Below are 16,718 nucleotides of genomic sequence, written 5' to 3' on the forward strand. Positions count from 1 at the left end.
TCAATGCCTTCACAACCCAATCAGAACCATCTACTAATTATAGAAGACGATCAGGGGCGCAAAGAGTTTGTTTTAGACGGTCCTGTTTATTCTATTGGTAGAGACTCCCGCTGCGATATTCGGCTGTTTTCACAGTTTGTATCTCGCCGCCATGCTACTTTAGTTCGATTGCCACAGGAGGATGGCAGTTCCTTCTATCGAATTGTAGACGGTGATGCTAAGGGCAAGCCGAGTGCTAATGGATTATTAATTAACGGTCGCAAGCTTCAAGTCCACGATCTTCAAGATGAGGACGAAGTTGTGTTTGGTCCGAGGGTACGGGCAATTTACTATCTCCTCAAACGCGATACTATTCCCTCAGCGCCACTGGATGAATATGACGTGACGCTGATTGGACCCAATATGATGCCAGATTTTGACGATTAGACCAGTTCGCAAAACTGCAAACTGGATGCAAACTCATGCAAGAAGGCAGAAGGTAGAAGGCTTCGATCTGAATCGACTAAACCGCAGTTTCTACTAACTGCCATTGGCAATTATCTACGATCGCCTGCTTAACTAAATTAAACATTTGGTAGCAGTGATTATCTATTTGAAGTGGTAGTTCTTCATTTTTTACGATCAAATTTACCCGTGTTGTTGAGTTGGTAGCGATAGTTTTATCGATGAGTGCTTCCACCTTGACTAGCTTTGAAAACGAGACTTGACCGAGACGTTCTCGCGCCATCATGTAATCGCTTTTATCGTGTTGAATATCTAAATGGCACGAGTGCAAAACTTGACTCAATAATTGGCGCAAAAACTCTACATCATCTGCAACTGTAAACGAACAAGTATAGCGAGCCACAGCAATCACCCCTCACCTGGGTAATGGTCGATACTATAATAGCCAAACCTTTTTTCGTTGTCTCTGAAAAACTAAGCACTCACCCCCAGTCAAGTCGCTTCGCTCCAATTCAAAATTCAAAGTTAATTTTGACTGCGTGAATTTTGAATTTTGAATTGGTCAAATGGTGACAAGATGTTGGAACTGAAGGTATTGAGAAATTATTTCAGCAGATATTGTGAATTGCCGATCGACAGCAAGCATCCTCAACAGCAAACTTTTAAGAGAACGCTATTGCTCGGACTATAATCCAAAATCTCAAAGCTAAAATTTTTAGATTCTACCTCCGTTTAAGAAAGCTGCTAAAGCCTCTTCCCAACTGGGAATGAGTTTGGCAGTTTGCACGGAGTTAGCAGTAGCATGGGTGGATGGTTGTACTTGATTCGTGCCAGAAGTTGTGATGCGAATGATTCGCTTTTGCACGTATTCAGCAATTTTGTCGTTAAAAATGCCAATCTGCCGATCGAGAAAATCAATGTGGTTTAGGTGATTGGCAATTAGGAAGCGATGGTGCGATCGCACGGGTTGAAAATAGGAATCCTGCGGCTGCTGCTGGCGTAGATCGATCGCAATATTGCTGACATCAGAAGTATTAGTTTCTCCTTCGGCGATCGCCACTAGTAAAGCACGGGCAGAGATATGCATGATATCGCTAACCATAGATACGAGTTTAACGTTGGCTGATTCCAAAACTTTGTAAAGGCGATCGACCACATGCAGGCGTTCTTTGACTAAGAAATGACGCAGGCGCATCAAGTCTCGTAAGTCTCTTTGCGGTACGGGGTGAATGAAACTGTTGCGGATCAAACCATGACGTAGCAATTCGGCTAGCCATTCAAAATCCGGCGTATCGGTATTACGTCCTGGCACATCTTTGATCCGCTGGGCATTGACAACTAAAACGCTAAAATTAGCTTCCAGAATGTGATAAACCGTTTTCCAGTCTTCACCAGTAATATCTAATGCGATATGAGTCACGCCATTGCTTCCTAGCCAATCAGATAAAGCTAGTAAGTCCGGCACTTTATTGTTGAAGCTGTGCGTCTGACTTACCCTCTCTCCTTTTGAGTTTGAGGTAATACAGCACGCCAGTACAGCTTTTTTCTGAACATCCAAACCCGCACAGTAAGGGTGTATTACTTCCATATAAATCGGACAGCTAGACTAATTTAGTTAGGCTAGCGGAGCAACAGCCTAGTGTGCAACTAGTTAAACTACATACTTGTCTAAAAGGGGGAGTTGGGAATCGGGAGTCGGGGGAAGAGAGCTGAGGGAGAGTCGCCTAGCTGTAGGGCGTAGACACCCGAAGGGTGGCTTCTCGGAGAATAGCCCTTCTCGAAGAATGGGAGCTGAGGGAGAAAAATCACGCACCACGCACCACGCATTGACGACTGAAACTACTCAACGATTAAGACTGTTCATAATTACAGGAGAATAACGATCGCCTGCAGCAACATTTTTTGGTGCGACTGCATCAATTTGTGCTAGCTTTGCTGGAGTGAGCTGAAGATTGACTGCGGCAATGTTTTCTTCTAAATAAACTCGGCGTTTCGTACCAGGGATGGGAACGATGTCGTTCCCTTGGGCAAGTACCCAAGCTAGTGCTAATTGCCCTGGTGTCACTCCTTGGGCTGTAGCAATTTCTTTGACGCGATCGACTAATTGTAAATTTTTGCGGAAATTTTCGCCTTGAAATCTAGGCAGACGACGGCGGAAATCGTCGGCAGCAAAATCATCTGGACTGGTAATTTGTCCTGAGAGAAATCCTCTACCCAAGGGACTATACGAGACAAATCCAATCCCTAATTCCCGCAGAGTCGGTAGAATTTCGTCTTCTACATCGCGACTCCAGAGCGAGTATTCGCTCTGTAAGGCGCTGATAGGATGCACGGCATGGGCGCGACGAATGGTAGTCGCAGCTGCTTCGGAAAGCCCTAGATAGCGGACTTTGCCCTGTTGTACGAGTTCTGCCATTGCCCCTACTGTGTCTTCAATTGGGACTTTGGGATCGACGCGGTGCTGGTAGTACAAATCGATGTAGTCCACGCCTAGTCTCTGTAAAGAGCGATCGCACGATTGCTTAACTCGTTCTGGACTGCTATCAACTAGTAAAGTTTGGAAAGCTGCATCGTATTGAATGCCAAACTTGGTTGCTATAATAACTTGCTCGCGACGAGAGGCAATTGCTTTTCCTACAAGCTCCTCGTTGGCTCCGTTACCGTACATCTCGGCAGTATCGAGGAAGGTTACACCTAAATCTAGCGCCCGTTGAATGGTGGCAATTGATTCCGTCTCATCAGCTGCACCGTAGGCGATGGACATTCCCATACAGCCAAGTCCGAGTTCTGAAACTACAAGTTCCCGTCCTAATTTGCGTGTCTTCACGATTTCTCTCCTACTTAGTTTTTCAGTCCTTGTGCATCTCGTGCTTGAAATACTTCCTTAGCAGCAGCAATGCCGTTAAAGGCGGCGGGAAAGCCTGCGTATGCTGACATTTGCGTTATCAGTTCAACGATTTCTGTCCGCGTGCAGCCAACGTTCAACGCGCCGTTGATATGAAATTTGAGTTGAGGTTGGGCGTTTCCAAGGGCTGTCAGTGCTGCTACCGTGGCGATTTGCCTAGACTTAAGATCTAAACCAGGACGCGATAAGAGATCGCCGAAGGGGTATTTTATGGCGTAGCGCATCAAATCGGGAGCGATGTCCTGCACGCTTTTACGAGCATTTTCAGCGCCTTCGCGGTTGACTTTGTTAATAACATTTAAGCCTCGTGCGTAGCGATCGCTGTTTGGTTTAGTCTGGGTAGTCTGAGCGAGTGCTGTGGTGTTAATGCGAGCCATAATTGGAACCTCCATCAAAGTTATCCACAAAACGAAGAGCATGGGAACGCACGCCAAAATGAAAATTCTGACAACTTGCCGAGTTAGCATTTTTCTACTTAACCTCAATTACAATCGACGCACGCCAGGAATCGTATAGCCTCCATCAACCAAAATAGTTTCTCCGTTGATGAAAGCAGCTGCCTCCAACCAAAGCCAAACTACAGTTTCAGCAACTTTTGCTCCTCCTTTGGCAAAAGCCAATGCAGCGGCACGCCCAATTCCTGAGTTACCCCCCGTAATCAGGGCAACTTTGCCATTGAGACTATTCACAATATTGCTCCCGAAATATATAGTCGATATCCCTACTAGGTGAGCGTTAAAGCTTCATCTTCAGGGGGTTGCTGTTGAGGTACACCGCTTTCGATACAAGCGCGATCGCTTTGACTGCTTATTTCTAGCTCCTTGTAGTGTTGGATTTTCCAGCGAATGATTTCTAGGTTGCGACTCAGTTCTTGAATGCGTTGCTTTACTTCTCGTTCGTGTGCCTCCAGAATGGCAAGGCGATCGCTTACTGCGGCTGGGTTTTGTCGCAGTAGTATAGCAAACTGCTGCATTTGACGAATGGGCATCCCTGTAGCTCGCAAACGAGTCAAAAACTCGATCTTGGTGATGTCTACTGCACAATAGCGTCGATGCCCATTGGCGGCGCGGTTAACAGGTTCTAGCAACCCGTTGCGTTCGTAGTAACGCAATGTATGCACGCTTAAACCCGTCCGTTCTGCAACTTGTTGAATCGTCAGTTCTACGTCCATGCCACTACCTTAGAACTTAGAGTACGCTCTAAGTCAAGAAAAAAGTCAGGAAGAAGTCAAAAGTCAAAATTTTCCTTTCGCCTCTCACCAACTACCAACTACCAATTACCGACTACCAATTACCAACTACCAATTACCAAATATCATTTCAAATACTGTTGAAAAAAATTCATAGTCATTTCCCATGCTTCTTTGGCTGGGGCAGCGGCGTAGCTATCGCGGCGATCGCTTAAAAAGCCATGTCCGGCGTTGGGAAAGACGGTGAGAATGTAACGTTTTTTGGCTTGGGAAAGGGCTTCGGTAATGCGGGCGTGTTCGTCAGCGGCTATCATCTCATCATCCGCACCGTAAACTAACATGATGGGCGATCGCATGGCATCAACTCGATCGAGTAAAGGTTTGCGTCCTGCCATATCTTGTTTTGTGGCAATACCACCACCATAAAAACTGACTGCTGCTTGGAAGCGATCGGCATGTACGGCGTTCGCAAGAAACGTGTATCTGCCTCCCATACAAAAACCCGTCACGCCAATTTTATCGGCAGCTACCTCTTGGCGTTTGGCTAAGAAGTTTAATCCTTGTCCGACTTCAGCCATGACATTATCGTCGTTTAAAGATTTCAGTTTGGCTACTGCTGCTTGTACATCCTTATATTCATAAACATCGCCATGATAGAAGTCTGGGGCAAGGGCAACATAGCCAGCTTGAGCGAAGCGATCGCAGACATTTTTAATATTCGGGTTTAAGCCAAATGCTTCCATAAAAACCATGATGGCGGGAAAAGTGCCCCTGCCTTGGGGACGAACGTAATATCCCTGTAAATCTTTACCTAAAGTAACCGTTTCGCCTTTGGCTGTAGGTTTGGTTTGAGCGTTTCCCGTTCCTGTTTGTACCAGTAGAGGTGTAGTAGCGACACCAGCAGATAAAATCAATAAATCGCGTCTGTTCATGAGGTTCGGCAAATAAAAAATGATTATTGGGATTTAGCTATTCAGCTTAATCCGAGCGTGCATCACCGTAAACGGTTATTTTCTTACAGAAATATTGCTTGTACTTGGCATTACTCTCCACTCTCGACTCTCGCGCTTCTAGCAAAAATATGTATGATTTATGAAGACAACCATTCATAAATCTTCATATCCCCTCGTGATTACTCCGCAGCTAGCATCGACGGCATCTATCGAGAAACATATTTGGCACTGGCAAGGCTACAAGATTCAATATACCGTCATGGGCGAGGGTAATCCCTTAATCCTCGTACATGGCTTCGGTGCTTCGATTGGACATTGGCGCAAGAATATTCCAGCCTTAGCAGCAGGTGGTTATCGAGTCTTTGCCATAGACTTACTTGGTTTTGGTGGTTCTGATAAGCCGCCACTAAACTACACGATGGAAGTATGGCAAGAACTCCTAAAAGATTTTTGGACGGAACACATTCAAAAGCCTACGGTATTTGTCGGTAACTCTATTGGGGCGCTGCTAAGCTTGATGGCAGTTGCCAACCATCCAGAAATAGCTGCTGGGGGAATTTTAATTAGCTGTGCGGGGGGATTGTCTCACCGTCCCCACGAACTCAATCCACCTTTACGAGTGGTGATGTCGGCGTTTAATCGCTTGGTACGTTCTCAAATTACTGGAAAAATTATTTTCAACCGCGTCCGCCAAAAGCCCCAGATTCGCCGGACTTTACTTCAGGTTTACCGCAACCGAGAAGCTGTAACAGATGAACTAGTAGATATTTTACATGCGCCTTCCTGTGACCCCGGAGCGCAACAAGTATTTGCTTCCATTTTGGCTGCGCCTCCTGGTCCCACCATTGCAGAACTTTTACCGAACGTCCAGCATCCTCTCTTGGTGATTTGGGGTGCGGACGATCCTTGGACACCAATTACTGGTGCTAAGATTTTTCAACAAGCAAAGGAGAAGGGACATAATGTTGAGATTGTTCCCATTCCTAATGCTGGTCATTGTCCTCACGATGAAGTTCCAGAACTGGTCAATGCACAAATCTTAGAATGGCTTAACAGTCATCAGTTATCAGTTATTCGTTGACAGCGACCGGTTGCTAGTGGCTTGTGACTAGACCAAAACAAGAATTTGGTTCTCCAAGCCAATTACCAACTACCTCTGACAAAAAAGGAGGGCTGAACTATTCCATTTGGTCAATTAGGGTTTGAACGATCTTATGCTAGTTGATGTTTTTATTACCATGCCAGCGTTCAAAAGCCTCCATATGTCTTGTGATAACCGGACTGGTTGATATGGTTCTCCGGTGACGGTGGTTAGATAAGTTGTGTCTGTCATATTCGGAAATTTGACAGGGTATAAAATTGCGAAAAGATAGTAGAGATATTTCACAAAATATCTCTACTATCTTTAGATCAAACCGACGATTTTTCTAGCATCAACTTAGAACGCTTCAGGGGTTCGGGTACGGCGACGGGATAATCGCCTGTGAAACAAGCCGAACAGAAACTATTAGGGTCTTCTCCTGTAGCTAACAGCATTCCTTCCCAACTGAGGTAGGCGAGGGAATCGACTTCAATTTGTTTGGCAATTTCTTCCACTGATTTAGTCGCGGCAATCAACTGGTCTTGATTATCCGTGTCAATGCCGTAGAAACAGGGATGAGTTACGGGAGGGGAAGAAATTCGCATATGCACTTCTGTTGCACCCGCCTCGCGTAGTGTCTTAACGAGTTTGCGGCTGGTCGTACCGCGTACGATAGAATCATCAACGATGATGACTCGTTTTCCAGCTAAGACATCTCTGAGGGGATTCAGTTTCATTTTGATGCCTGACTCGCGCATCATTTGAGTTGGTTGGATGAAGGTGCGCCCAACATAGCGATTTTTAATCAACCCCTCGGCATAGGGAATCCCAGAGGCTTGAGAAAAGCCAATCGCGGCGGGGATACCGGAATCAGGTACGCCCATGACCATATCTGCTTCTACAAGAGACTCTTTTGCTAGTTGTCTGCCCAATCGCAAGCGATAGGTGTACAAGCTTTCGTTGTGCATGACGCTATCTGGACGAGCAAAGTAAATCATCTCAAAGATGCATAGTTTGCGCTGGGGTTGTTGCGCCCAGTGATAGGAGGCTATGCCTGCCTCAGTAATCCATACCAGTTCGCCTGGTTCTACGTCTCGCAGGTATTCTGCACCAATAATATCTAAACCGCAGGTTTCAGAAGCTAAAACGTAGCGATGGGGATTACTGCCCAACGTGCCGATGACAAGGGGACGAATGCCGTTCGAGTCGCGCACTCCCATCAACCCTGCTGGAGTCCCGACCACTAAACTAAAAGCGCCGTGGCAGCGTTTGCAAGCGGTAATTGCCCCATCTAACCAATCTTCGCCATCGTTAACTGCTTCGGCGATCGCAAAGGCGATCGCTTCTGAGTCTGTCGTCGTGTTAAAGTTACACTGCCGCTGGAGTAATTCTTCTCGCAGAGTTTTAGTATTGACTAAATTGCCGTTATGTGCTAAGGCGAGACTACCCAAACGAGTTTCAACCACCGCAGGCTGGGCGTTCACTACCCGACTAGAGCCAGTGGTAGAGTAACGGGTGTGACCGACTGCCATCCTACCAGGCATTTGTTGCAAAATCGACTCGTTGAAGACTTGGGAAACCAGCCCCATTTCTTTGTGTAGGTGTATTGTCGTGCCGTCAAACGTAGCAATTCCGGCTGACTCTTGCCCTCGGTGTTGTAGGGCGTACAAACCGAAGTAAGTTAATTTAGCAACGTCCTCTGCGGGTGCGTAAATGCCGAAAACGCCGCAAGCTTCTTCTTGCTTGTCAGAGGGTTCTGAAGGATGAATCGATCGCATGTCCATACTGTTGTGACTTACATCCTGCATACTTCCTGAAGTGGGCTGGTAGAAATCCATGCTACAGCGTTGCTCCTGAGCGGCGAGTTGACTTTGTGGAATTGACTTGGCGAACTAGATAATCCAAACTCATGAGTTTGAAAACATTAACTAATACTTAAAAAAATGTTAATCAAGATACATACAACAGTATCGTCATAAATTTTGTTAAGAGCAAGATTTTGGTCAATTATTTTTTTGTCACTTAGCTACGGCAGGGTAGCTGAGTCAGATAGCCGCCGTTCTATAGCGTTGAAAAAGCGATCGCGCATCATCTCAATCGTAGCGGTTATAATCGTGTGTCGGTCGGTTGTGAAAACCTCTAAATCTTGGGTAGGACTACCGACATGACCGAGTTTTTGCCAGTTATCTCCGAGTTGCTCTGTCAAGTAAGATTCCCATGCTGGTTGATGTTGTGGTGAGACGGAAACCAAAATTCGCGCCCCACCTTCACCAAATAAAATTTCATCCCAGCGTTGCGGTAAATCTTCGGTTAACCCCAAGTTAATTTCAGCACCCAATCCAGTACTGATGCAGGCTTCGGCAAGGGCGACTATCAATCCACCTTCAGCAATGTCGTGCGCTGACTTTACCCAACTTTGTTGAATGCCTGCTCGACAGGTAGCTTGAACGCGCCGTTCGAGGTCAAAGTTTACTTGGGGTGGTTTTCCGGCGACTATGCCGTGAATTGTAGCGAGATATTCGGATGCACCCAGTGTGATTTTAGATTTTAGTGGAAGTCCCAGAAGATAAATAATATCGCCTTCGGTTTGCCAGCCTTGGGTACAGGTTTTAGATAAGTCGGAAATTAAGCCCACCATCCCGACAACGGGAGTAGGGTAGATTGGTTGTGGCTTGCCTTCAGAGTCGAAGGTTTCGTTGTACAAAGAGACATTTCCGCCAGTCACGGGGGTTTGAAATTCTTGGCAGGCTTCTGCTAAACCGCGACAAGCTTCTGCGAGTTGCCAATAACCAATTGGTTTTTCAGGGCTACCAAAATTGAGGTTATCTGTCACCGCAACTGGTTCCGCCCCTACACAGCTCAAATTACGGGCGGCTTCTGCAACAACTGCCTTTGCACCTTCATAAGGATCGAGGTAGACGTAGCGCGGGTTGCAATCTACTGTGGCGGCGACTCCTTTTGGAGGGGTGTGGGGTGTGGGGTGTGGGGTGTGGGAAGTGTGGGAAGTGTGGGAAGTGTGGGAGGACACTCGAAGAATTTTTTTCTCCCCGCTCTCCCCCAGCTCCCCCAGCCTCCCCAGCTCTCTTTCCCCTGCTCCCTGCTCCCTTGCTTCTTCTAATGGGCGTAACCTAATCACTGCGGCATCTGCACCGCCAGGAAAGATGACTGTATTGTTCTGGACTTGATGGTCGTACTGATGATAGACCCAACGTTTAGAGGCGATCGTTGGGGTATCGAGTAAAGTTAGCAATATCTGGTTCCAAGTTTGGTGCTGAGCGTGAATTTCAATTCCAGAAATGGTACAGGTTGGTAGAGATTCAGCCTTCCACTCCCAAGCTTTACGGGCGTATTCTGGTGGTTCGCTCAATATTTCTCGGTGGTAGAGGGGTGTGTTTTCTGCCAATGCGTTAGCAGGAATTTCAGCAGCTACCTTGCCCTTAAATAAAATTCTGACAATTGGCTCCTCAATTACCGTACCAGCCACGACAGCATGAAGTCCCCAACGATGAAAAATGTTGATTAATTCCTGTTCTCTACCCTTGTGGGCGACAAATAACATCCGTTCCTGAGATTCCGAGAGCAGATATTCATAGGGAACCATGCCCGTCTCGCGCACGGGAATTTTATCGAGGTCGAATTCAATTCCTACCCCGCCTTTAGCTGCCATTTCCGATGTCGAACAGGTAATCCCTGCTGCACCCATATCTTGGGCTGCAACGACAATCCCAGTTTTAAATGCTTCTAAACAAGCTTCAATTAAAGATTTTTCTAAAAACGGATCGCCTACTTGCACGGCGGGACGATCTTGTTCTGACTCTTCGCTCAATTCTGCACTGGCGAAACTCGCTCCTTTCATCCCATCGCGTCCGGTGGTGGAACCGACATATAAAACTGGGTTACCAGTACCAGATGCTCCCGATTTGACGATTTCCGGCGTTTCCATCAATCCTAATGCCATCACATTGACTAAGGGATTACCAGAGTATGCCGGATCGAAATAGACTTCTCCCCCGACTGTGGGGACTCCCACACAGTTACCGTAATGAGAAATTCCTGCAACCACACCGTTGAATAGCTGTCTGGTACGAGCATCATCTAAGGAACCGAAACGCAGAGAGTTGAGCAAGGCAATGGGACGCGCCCCCATCGTAAAAATATCTCGCAGAATGCCTCCGACTCCAGTTGCAGCCCCTTGAAATGGTTCCACGGCTGAGGGGTGATTGTGCGATTCAATTTTAAAAGCCAGTTGCAGCCCATCACCCAAATCGACCACACCTGCATTTTCACCTGGTCCTACCAGGATGCGTTTACCAGTGGTAGGAAACTGTTTTAATAGCGGTCGAGAATTTTTGTAACAGCAATGTTCCGACCACATCACACCAAACATGCCTAACTCTGCTTTATTAGGGTGTCGTCCCAGTCTTCTGACAATTTCTTCGTATTCTTCCGGCTTAATGCCTTCAGCAGCGATTTCTTCAATGGAAAAAGGTGCAGCAGGAATGGCAGACATAAGGACGTTGCGCAAAGAGAACAGAAAATTATTCTATCTCTATATTTGTTGTTGGTAGTTGGTAGTTGGTAGTTGGTAGTTGGTAGTTGACGGTTGATGGTTAACTGATAACTGATAACCGTTAACTGATAACTGCTCCCTGCTCCCTCAGCTCCCTGCTCCCTAATAACTGTTAACTGATTAACTGCCCGATCGCTTCTACTAATTCATCGGTAACGACTGGTTTGGCAAGATGAATTTGGAAACCTGCGGCGATCGCGCGATCGCGGTCTTGTTCTCTAGCATATGCTGTGAGGGCGATCGCGGGAATTTGTCCGCCTTGTTCTGGAGGTAATGCCCTGACTTTCTGTATAAATGTATAGCCGTCTGTGGCTGGCATCCCAATATCGCTCACTAGGATATCTGGTAGCGATTTTTCCAGCGCTTCTAGTGCTGCTACTGCCGAATCAACTACGATTAGCTGCGCCCCATATTCCTCTAAAGTTAGCGCTAAAAATTCTCGCGTATCGCGATCGTCTTCTACGACTAATACTCGGATGTTATTGAGTCGGGAATCAGTAGAGGTGCACTGCTGTGCGTCCGTACAGGGGAGTTGGGTGTCATGAATTCCGAATTCCGTAGCTTGCTTAAGCGCAGGGGTATTCCGAATTCCGAATTCTGCTGTCTCTAGCAGGGGCAACATAACTCTAAATGTCGCTCCCTGTTCCACTCCTAGACTTTCGGCGCAGACTGTTCCCCCATGCAGTTCTACCAAGTGACGCACGATTGCTAAACCCAAACCTAAACCGCCATAACTGCGAGTAATCGACGCATCTGCTTGCCGAAAGTAATCGAATATATGGGGCAAAAATTCGGCACTAATACCAATTCCGGTATCTATGACTGTGATTTGGGCGTAGTTGGTAGTTGGTAGTTGGTAGTTGGTAGTTGGTAGTTGGTTGACAGTTGACGATAAGAGAGTGTTTCGTGGTGCGCAATCTAATTTTGAATTTTGAATTTTGAATTTTGAATTTGTAGTTGCTCCCTCAGCTCCCTGCTCCCTGCTCCCTGCTCCCTGCTCCCTCTTTGATAATTGCAATTTTACTTCTACACGCCCACCGGATGGAGTGAATTTGATTGCATTGGAAAGGAGATTCCAAATAATCTGCTGCAACCGACTTGGATCTCCTAAGACGATTGGTAATTGGTAGTTGGTAGTTGGTAGTTGGTAGTTGGTAGTTGCTCCCCTGCCCCTCTGCCCCTCTGCCCCTCTGCTTTCTTCTCCTACTCCCTGCACCGAAGCGCTCCCTGCTCCCTCAAAAACTAGTTCGATGCACTTAGTTTGAGCTGAGAGACCAACAGTTTCTAAAGCATTGGTAATGACTGTTTCTAAATTGACAGGTTGGGGATTGAGGGTGAGTTTGCCGCGAATGATGCGCGAGATATCTAACAAATCTTCAATCAAGCGAGTTTGCAACTGGGCGTTGCGTTCAATCGTTTCCAGGGCGCGGTTGAAAATCTCAGGGCTGAATTTACGAGTCCGTAATAATTTCGCCCACCCCAAGATTGCATTAAGAGGCGATCGCAATTCGTGGGAAAGTACGGCTAAAAACTCGTCTTTAACTTGATTTGCTCGTTTAAGTTCCTCGGCTTGCTGTTGCAGTTGAGCTTCTCGCGCCCGTAATGCTTGTTCTGCAAGTTTGGACTGGGTGATATCGCGGGTGATTGCTAGTAAGGTTTGCACCGAACCGTCTGGATTAAATTCTGGTACGACTCGCGTTTGGTAATAACGAATGCGATGGTCGCTTGGCGTTTGCGTTCGCCCTTGGCGATGCCGCAGGCTAGGATGGTCGAAGAGCGTACCACCTACGGCATCGTTTGGTGCGGGAAAATCGTATTCAAAAAAGTCTTCTTTTTGGGTTGCAAATACTTGGCGCAAACTCGATTGCCAAAGCGTACAAATTTCTGCTGGTACACCCACTTCAGCATGAGTTTTTCCGACATACATTTCGGGTGATTTGCCTGTGGCTTGTTCGACTACCGGATTCACGTACAAATGACGCAAATCTCGGTCGAATCGAGCAATAATATCGGGAGAATTTTCCACTAAAGCGCGAAATTCTTCTTCACGACGGTTGAGTTCTGCTTCGGCAATTACACGGGCGCGGCGTTCTGCTGCTTCGCGTAGCGATCGCTCTACGGCAGGAATCAGACGCTCTAAGCGTTGTTTCAATACGTAGTCAGTTGCACCCCCTTTGAGGGTTTCAATTGCGACTTCTTCGCCCATTGTGGCTGTCACGAAAATGAATGGCACGTCTGGGCAAAGCTGTCGAGCCATAACCAGGGCAGAAATGCCATCAAAACCAGGCAAGGAATAGTCAGACAGAATCAAGTCAAACCCACCCCGTTCGAGTGCCGCTTGAAACTCCGAACGGGTCTTCACTTGAATCAATTCGCACTCAATCTCGCTTTCTGCGAGTAACGCAGTAATCAGTTCTGCATCCAGTATGCTGTCTTCTAGAATCAGAAACTTGAGTGACATCATTCTATTCCTTGATTTGGTCGATCGCTACGAGCGTTAGACAGCGAACCAGGAGGCGGCTCGTTAATAATTGCCCAAAATAGCCCTAAACCTTGAATCGCACCCACAAATTCACGAAAATCAATTGGTTTAACTACATAAGCGTTTGTACCTAATTCATAACAGCGAGTTAAGTCTTGTTCTTCGCGGGAAGAAGTCAAAATCACTACAGGCACGGTTCTCAGAAATCTATCTGCTTTTAGTTGCCCTAGAACTTCTATCCCATCAACCTTTGGTAGTTTTAGATCGAGTAGCACCACAACGGGATTGCCTTCGCGACGCAATCGATACACGCCTCGGCGGTACAAATAATCTAAAGCTTCTTCGCCATCGCGGACAACGACGACTTCGTTACCTAAATGGTTTTCTGCTAGGGCAGTCAGGATTAACTCTACGTCGTTAATGCTGTCCTCCACCAGGAGAATGCGCTTTAATTCCATTGTTCGCTCTCTACTCTCCACCCCTCACTCCCAGTCTTGGTAACGAGAAGAAGAACGTTGCTCCTTTATCTATTTCTCCTTCTGCCCACACTCGTCCACCATGACGGTGTATGATGCGCTGGACATTAGCTAATCCTACTCCCGTACCTTGAAAGTTGGGGTCGCTGTGCAGGCGTTGAAACACTCCAAATAATTTATTTACGTACTGCATATCAAAACCGATACCGTTGTCTCTTACGAAAAATAGCACCTCCTGAGACTCTGATAAAATTTGACTGCCAATAGTAATTTCTGTCTGCGAGTTTAACTTAGTATATTTAAGCGCATTTTCAATGAGATTTCGCCATACTAACCGTAACATTGCCGGGTCGCCCTGAACGCTCAGTAAGGCTTTAATCTGCCAAGAAATTTGGCGCTTTTTAGTTTCTAGCTCTAGTTCTTGCAATACCTCCTGCACCAGTAAATTCATATCAATATTGGTAAAGCGCATTTCCATGCGTCCCATGCGGGAGAAGGATAATAAGTCATCGATCAATTTCCCTGCCAGTTGAGTCGTTTCGACAATGATATTGAGGTAGCGCTGACTCGTTTCATCTAGCGTGGTGTTGGATTTAATTCGCTTTTGTAGCAGATCGACAAATCCGGCAATGTGACGCAATGGGGCGCGGAGATCGTGGGAGACTGAGTAGGAGAAAGATTCTAATTCTTGGTTAGCGGCTTCAAGTTGTACCGTGCGCTGCCTGACTCTTTCTTCCAAAGTTGCGTTCAGTTTATGCAGAACTTCTGCTTGTTTGCGCAGTTTGTGTTCTAAATGTTTGCGTTCGGTGACATCGTGTCCCACTGCATATAACAGTTTTGATTCAACATCGGGTACAGAACTCCAAATCAGCCATTTGTAAGAACCATCTTTACACAAAAAACGATTTTCAAAGTTGACAGTAATAATTCCAGTCGAGAGTTTTTCGACTTCAGCCAGAGATTTTTCTCGATCTTCTGGATGAATCAAATCAAGAAAGGGTGTCTGGAGAATTTCCTTTTGAGTAAAGCCGAGAATGGTTTCAAAAGCAGGATTGATCCGCTTAAAATAGCCATCTAACCCAGCGATACAAAGCATATCTAAGGAAAGTGTAAAAAAGCGATCGCGTTCGATTTCAGCCTGTTTGCGATCGCTAATATCTAAAATAAATGCGACTGACTGTTCCCGATTTTCCCCCAGCAAGGCGTAACCCAGCATCACAAAAACCCGCGTCCCATCTTTGCGAATATACTCTTTTTCATAGGGCGTGCAACTTCCCTTAGTTCGTGCCTCGGCAATTCTCTCGGCATCCAATGGTAAATATTCTGGGGGAGTTAGATCGTTCCAGCGCACTCTACCCGCCTCTAAATCGGCACGAGTGTAGCCAATAATGTGTAAAAAGGCATCATTGGCATAACTTATTCCTCCATGCACGTCTCCGTATAAAATTCCGATGACATCCGATTCAACAAATAGCCTTAACCTCGCTTCACTCTGACGCAATGCGTTTTCAGTCAACTTGCGATCGCTGACATCGGCTGCCATACTGATAGCCAATCGTCTACCATCCGCCAAACAACCCAAGGGAGCAGAACTGAAATCCCAAGTCCTCTTTTCTCCCTGCTTGGTAGTAATTAAGAATTCTCCTTCTTCTAGCCTTCTGTCTAGACTGTATAAGCGATCTATGCCTGCTTTAACTGTATTTTTCGCTTCTCCATAAGCTTTTTCCGTCCAAGCAGTAATTGTGGGAATTTCATCAGCAGTGTAACCGGATAATTCCGTCCAAGCTTGGCTAATTTGCACGACTTCGCCATCTTCAGCATGGATAACGATCGGAAATGGTGCGTTGACAACAGCACGGCGAAAACGTTCTTCACTTTCACGTAAAGCAATTTCAGCTTGTTTGCGCTCTGTCAAGTCGATAACAAAGCAAGCACTGTAGCCGTTTTCTCCACCCTCAATTTGAGTAATACCAAGCAGGATCGGCACGCGAGTCCCGTCTTTACGAATATATTCTTTTTCAAACGGAGAACAAGCACCATATGCTTGAATCTCTGCGACTCTCTGTCGATCTAATGTTTCATACTCTGATGGTGTCATGTGATTCCAATACAACTTTCCTGCTGCTAACTCAGGACGGGTGTATCCCATCATGGAGAGAAAAGCATCGTTGGCTTCAAAAATTCGCCCGCTGAAGTCACCAAAGTAGATCCCAATAATGTTTGATTCTACTAGCCTTCTAAACTTGGCTTCACTCTCCTGTAAAGCTATTGCTGCCTGTCGGCGATCGCGATCTACTCGATTCAAAAATACAGCACTGCCCCAAATCAAACCGATGTAAACCGCAATTAGCGATAACACCAACAGCGCAATTGCAAAAGCTGGATCGTAAAGTTTAAATTGGTATCCCTGTAAAATCAGCCAACCTAAAATTAGCGGAATCGCGATCGCGCTGGGAATGAGACGACGCGCAACTATACTTCCATTCAATTCACTCGTCACAACTTTCATAAATCCGCGATCGCGCTAGCAACTCTTACTAGTAATTGACTGTGACGCAAGTTAGCCATATGCTTCTGTCTCAGGTTGAAAGCGATTGCTTGCTATGCCAAAACAGTGT

Annotated in this window: 13 protein-coding genes and 1 pseudogene; 2 read left to right on the forward strand and 12 right to left on the reverse strand. The window is 46.3% G+C overall.

The features are described 5' to 3' along the window. The first annotated feature begins 3 nt into the window (after positions 1-3). Positions 4-426 carry an FHA domain-containing protein gene (locus ACRC32_RS22930; protein WP_015157263.1) on the forward strand — a complete coding sequence of 141 codons (423 nt, stop codon included), beginning with the start codon at positions 4-6 and terminating at the stop codon, positions 424-426. Positions 427-502: 76 nt separating this feature from the next. Here the strand turns inward: ACRC32_RS22930 and ACRC32_RS22935 are convergent, their stop codons facing one another. From ACRC32_RS22935 to ACRC32_RS22965, 7 genes and pseudogenes are all read right to left on the reverse strand, one after another. Continuing rightward, the gene (locus tag ACRC32_RS22935; RefSeq protein ID WP_438556149.1) at positions 503-847 is read right to left on the reverse strand and encodes a hypothetical protein; all 345 of its coding nucleotides are present in this window, start codon (positions 845-847) and stop codon (positions 503-505) included. A gap of 312 nt (positions 848-1,159) precedes the next feature. Next, entirely contained in the window at positions 1,160-2,032 is an 873-nt protein-coding gene (locus ACRC32_RS22940) for an IS110 family transposase (RefSeq protein ID WP_438556150.1), read from the reverse strand. A gap of 255 nt (positions 2,033-2,287) precedes the next feature. Beyond that, complete coding sequence (locus ACRC32_RS22945; RefSeq protein ID WP_438556151.1) at positions 2,288-3,271, reverse strand: aldo/keto reductase; 984 nt, start codon at positions 3,269-3,271, stop codon at positions 2,288-2,290. Between the two features lie 14 nt (positions 3,272-3,285). Continuing rightward, positions 3,286-3,726, reverse strand: a complete 441-nt coding sequence (locus ACRC32_RS22950) for a carboxymuconolactone decarboxylase family protein (RefSeq protein ID WP_438556159.1) — start codon at positions 3,724-3,726, stop codon at positions 3,286-3,288. Between the two features lie 210 nt (positions 3,727-3,936). Beyond that, a pseudogene (locus ACRC32_RS22955) lies at positions 3,937-4,068 on the reverse strand (short chain dehydrogenase); the annotation flags it as partial. 5 nt (positions 4,069-4,073) lie between these two features. Beyond that, a complete protein-coding gene (locus ACRC32_RS22960) occupies positions 4,074-4,520 on the reverse strand; it encodes a MerR family transcriptional regulator (RefSeq protein ID WP_438556152.1) in 447 nt (148 codons plus the stop codon). A gap of 143 nt (positions 4,521-4,663) precedes the next feature. Continuing rightward, positions 4,664-5,470: a dienelactone hydrolase family protein gene (locus tag ACRC32_RS22965; protein ID WP_438556153.1), complete on the reverse strand. Its 807-nt coding sequence runs from the start codon at positions 5,468-5,470 to the stop codon at positions 4,664-4,666. A gap of 160 nt (positions 5,471-5,630) precedes the next feature. Between ACRC32_RS22965 and ACRC32_RS22970 the strand changes: the two genes are divergently transcribed. Continuing rightward, complete coding sequence (locus tag ACRC32_RS22970) at positions 5,631-6,572, forward strand: alpha/beta fold hydrolase (RefSeq protein WP_438556154.1); 942 nt, start codon at positions 5,631-5,633, stop codon at positions 6,570-6,572. A gap of 329 nt (positions 6,573-6,901) precedes the next feature. On the opposite strand, the gene purF is transcribed toward ACRC32_RS22970, so the two are convergent. The 5 genes from purF to ACRC32_RS22995 all read right to left on the reverse strand — a co-directional run bounded on the left by purF (position 6,902) and on the right by ACRC32_RS22995 (position 16,600). Beyond that, complete coding sequence (gene purF, locus ACRC32_RS22975) at positions 6,902-8,380, reverse strand: amidophosphoribosyltransferase (protein ID WP_438556160.1); 1,479 nt, start codon at positions 8,378-8,380, stop codon at positions 6,902-6,904. A gap of 218 nt (positions 8,381-8,598) precedes the next feature. Further along, positions 8,599-11,082, reverse strand: coding sequence for a phosphoribosylformylglycinamidine synthase subunit PurL (purL, locus tag ACRC32_RS22980; protein ID WP_438556155.1), 2,484 nt, complete (start codon positions 11,080-11,082; stop codon positions 8,599-8,601). A 172-nt stretch (positions 11,083-11,254) separates the two neighbouring features. Then, positions 11,255-13,606, reverse strand: coding sequence for a response regulator (locus ACRC32_RS22985; protein ID WP_438556156.1), 2,352 nt, complete (start codon positions 13,604-13,606; stop codon positions 11,255-11,257). Further along, complete coding sequence (locus ACRC32_RS22990) at positions 13,603-14,082, reverse strand: response regulator (protein WP_106166698.1); 480 nt, start codon at positions 14,080-14,082, stop codon at positions 13,603-13,605. The genes ACRC32_RS22985 and ACRC32_RS22990 overlap by 4 nt, the downstream gene beginning before the upstream one ends. Before the next feature lie 10 nt (positions 14,083-14,092). Beyond that, entirely contained in the window at positions 14,093-16,600 is a 2,508-nt protein-coding gene (locus ACRC32_RS22995; protein ID WP_438556157.1) for a PAS domain-containing sensor histidine kinase, read from the reverse strand. Between the last annotated feature and the right edge of the window lie 118 nt (positions 16,601-16,718).

Origin of the sequence: Chroococcidiopsis sp., assembly GCF_051657925.1 — a bacterium.
Taxonomy (GTDB): domain Bacteria; phylum Cyanobacteriota; class Cyanobacteriia; order Cyanobacteriales; family Chroococcidiopsidaceae; genus Chroococcidiopsis.

What these genes read in the sequence shown, in the direction of transcription:
- ACRC32_RS22930 (WP_015157263.1), top strand. Translation starts at nt 4, where the DNA reads ATGCCTTCACAACCCAATCAGAACCATCTACTAATTATAGAAGACGAT.
- ACRC32_RS22940 (WP_438556150.1), bottom strand. Translation starts at nt 2,032, where the DNA reads ATGGAAGTAATACACCCTTACTGTGCGGGTTTGGATGTTCAGAAAAAA.
- ACRC32_RS22950 (WP_438556159.1), bottom strand. Translation starts at nt 3,726, where the DNA reads ATGGCTCGCATTAACACCACAGCACTCGCTCAGACTACCCAGACTAAA.
- ACRC32_RS22960 (WP_438556152.1), bottom strand. Translation starts at nt 4,520, where the DNA reads ATGGACGTAGAACTGACGATTCAACAAGTTGCAGAACGGACGGGTTTA.
- ACRC32_RS22965 (WP_438556153.1), bottom strand. Translation starts at nt 5,470, where the DNA reads ATGAACAGACGCGATTTATTGATTTTATCTGCTGGTGTCGCTACTACA.
- ACRC32_RS22970 (WP_438556154.1), top strand. Translation starts at nt 5,631, where the DNA reads ATGAAGACAACCATTCATAAATCTTCATATCCCCTCGTGATTACTCCG.
- purF (WP_438556160.1), bottom strand. Translation starts at nt 8,380, where the DNA reads ATGCAGGATGTAAGTCACAACAGTATGGACATGCGATCGATTCATCCT.
- purL (WP_438556155.1), bottom strand. Translation starts at nt 11,082, where the DNA reads ATGTCTGCCATTCCTGCTGCACCTTTTTCCATTGAAGAAATCGCTGCT.
- ACRC32_RS22985 (WP_438556156.1), bottom strand. Translation starts at nt 13,606, where the DNA reads ATGATGTCACTCAAGTTTCTGATTCTAGAAGACAGCATACTGGATGCA.
- ACRC32_RS22990 (WP_106166698.1), bottom strand. Translation starts at nt 14,082, where the DNA reads ATGGAATTAAAGCGCATTCTCCTGGTGGAGGACAGCATTAACGACGTA.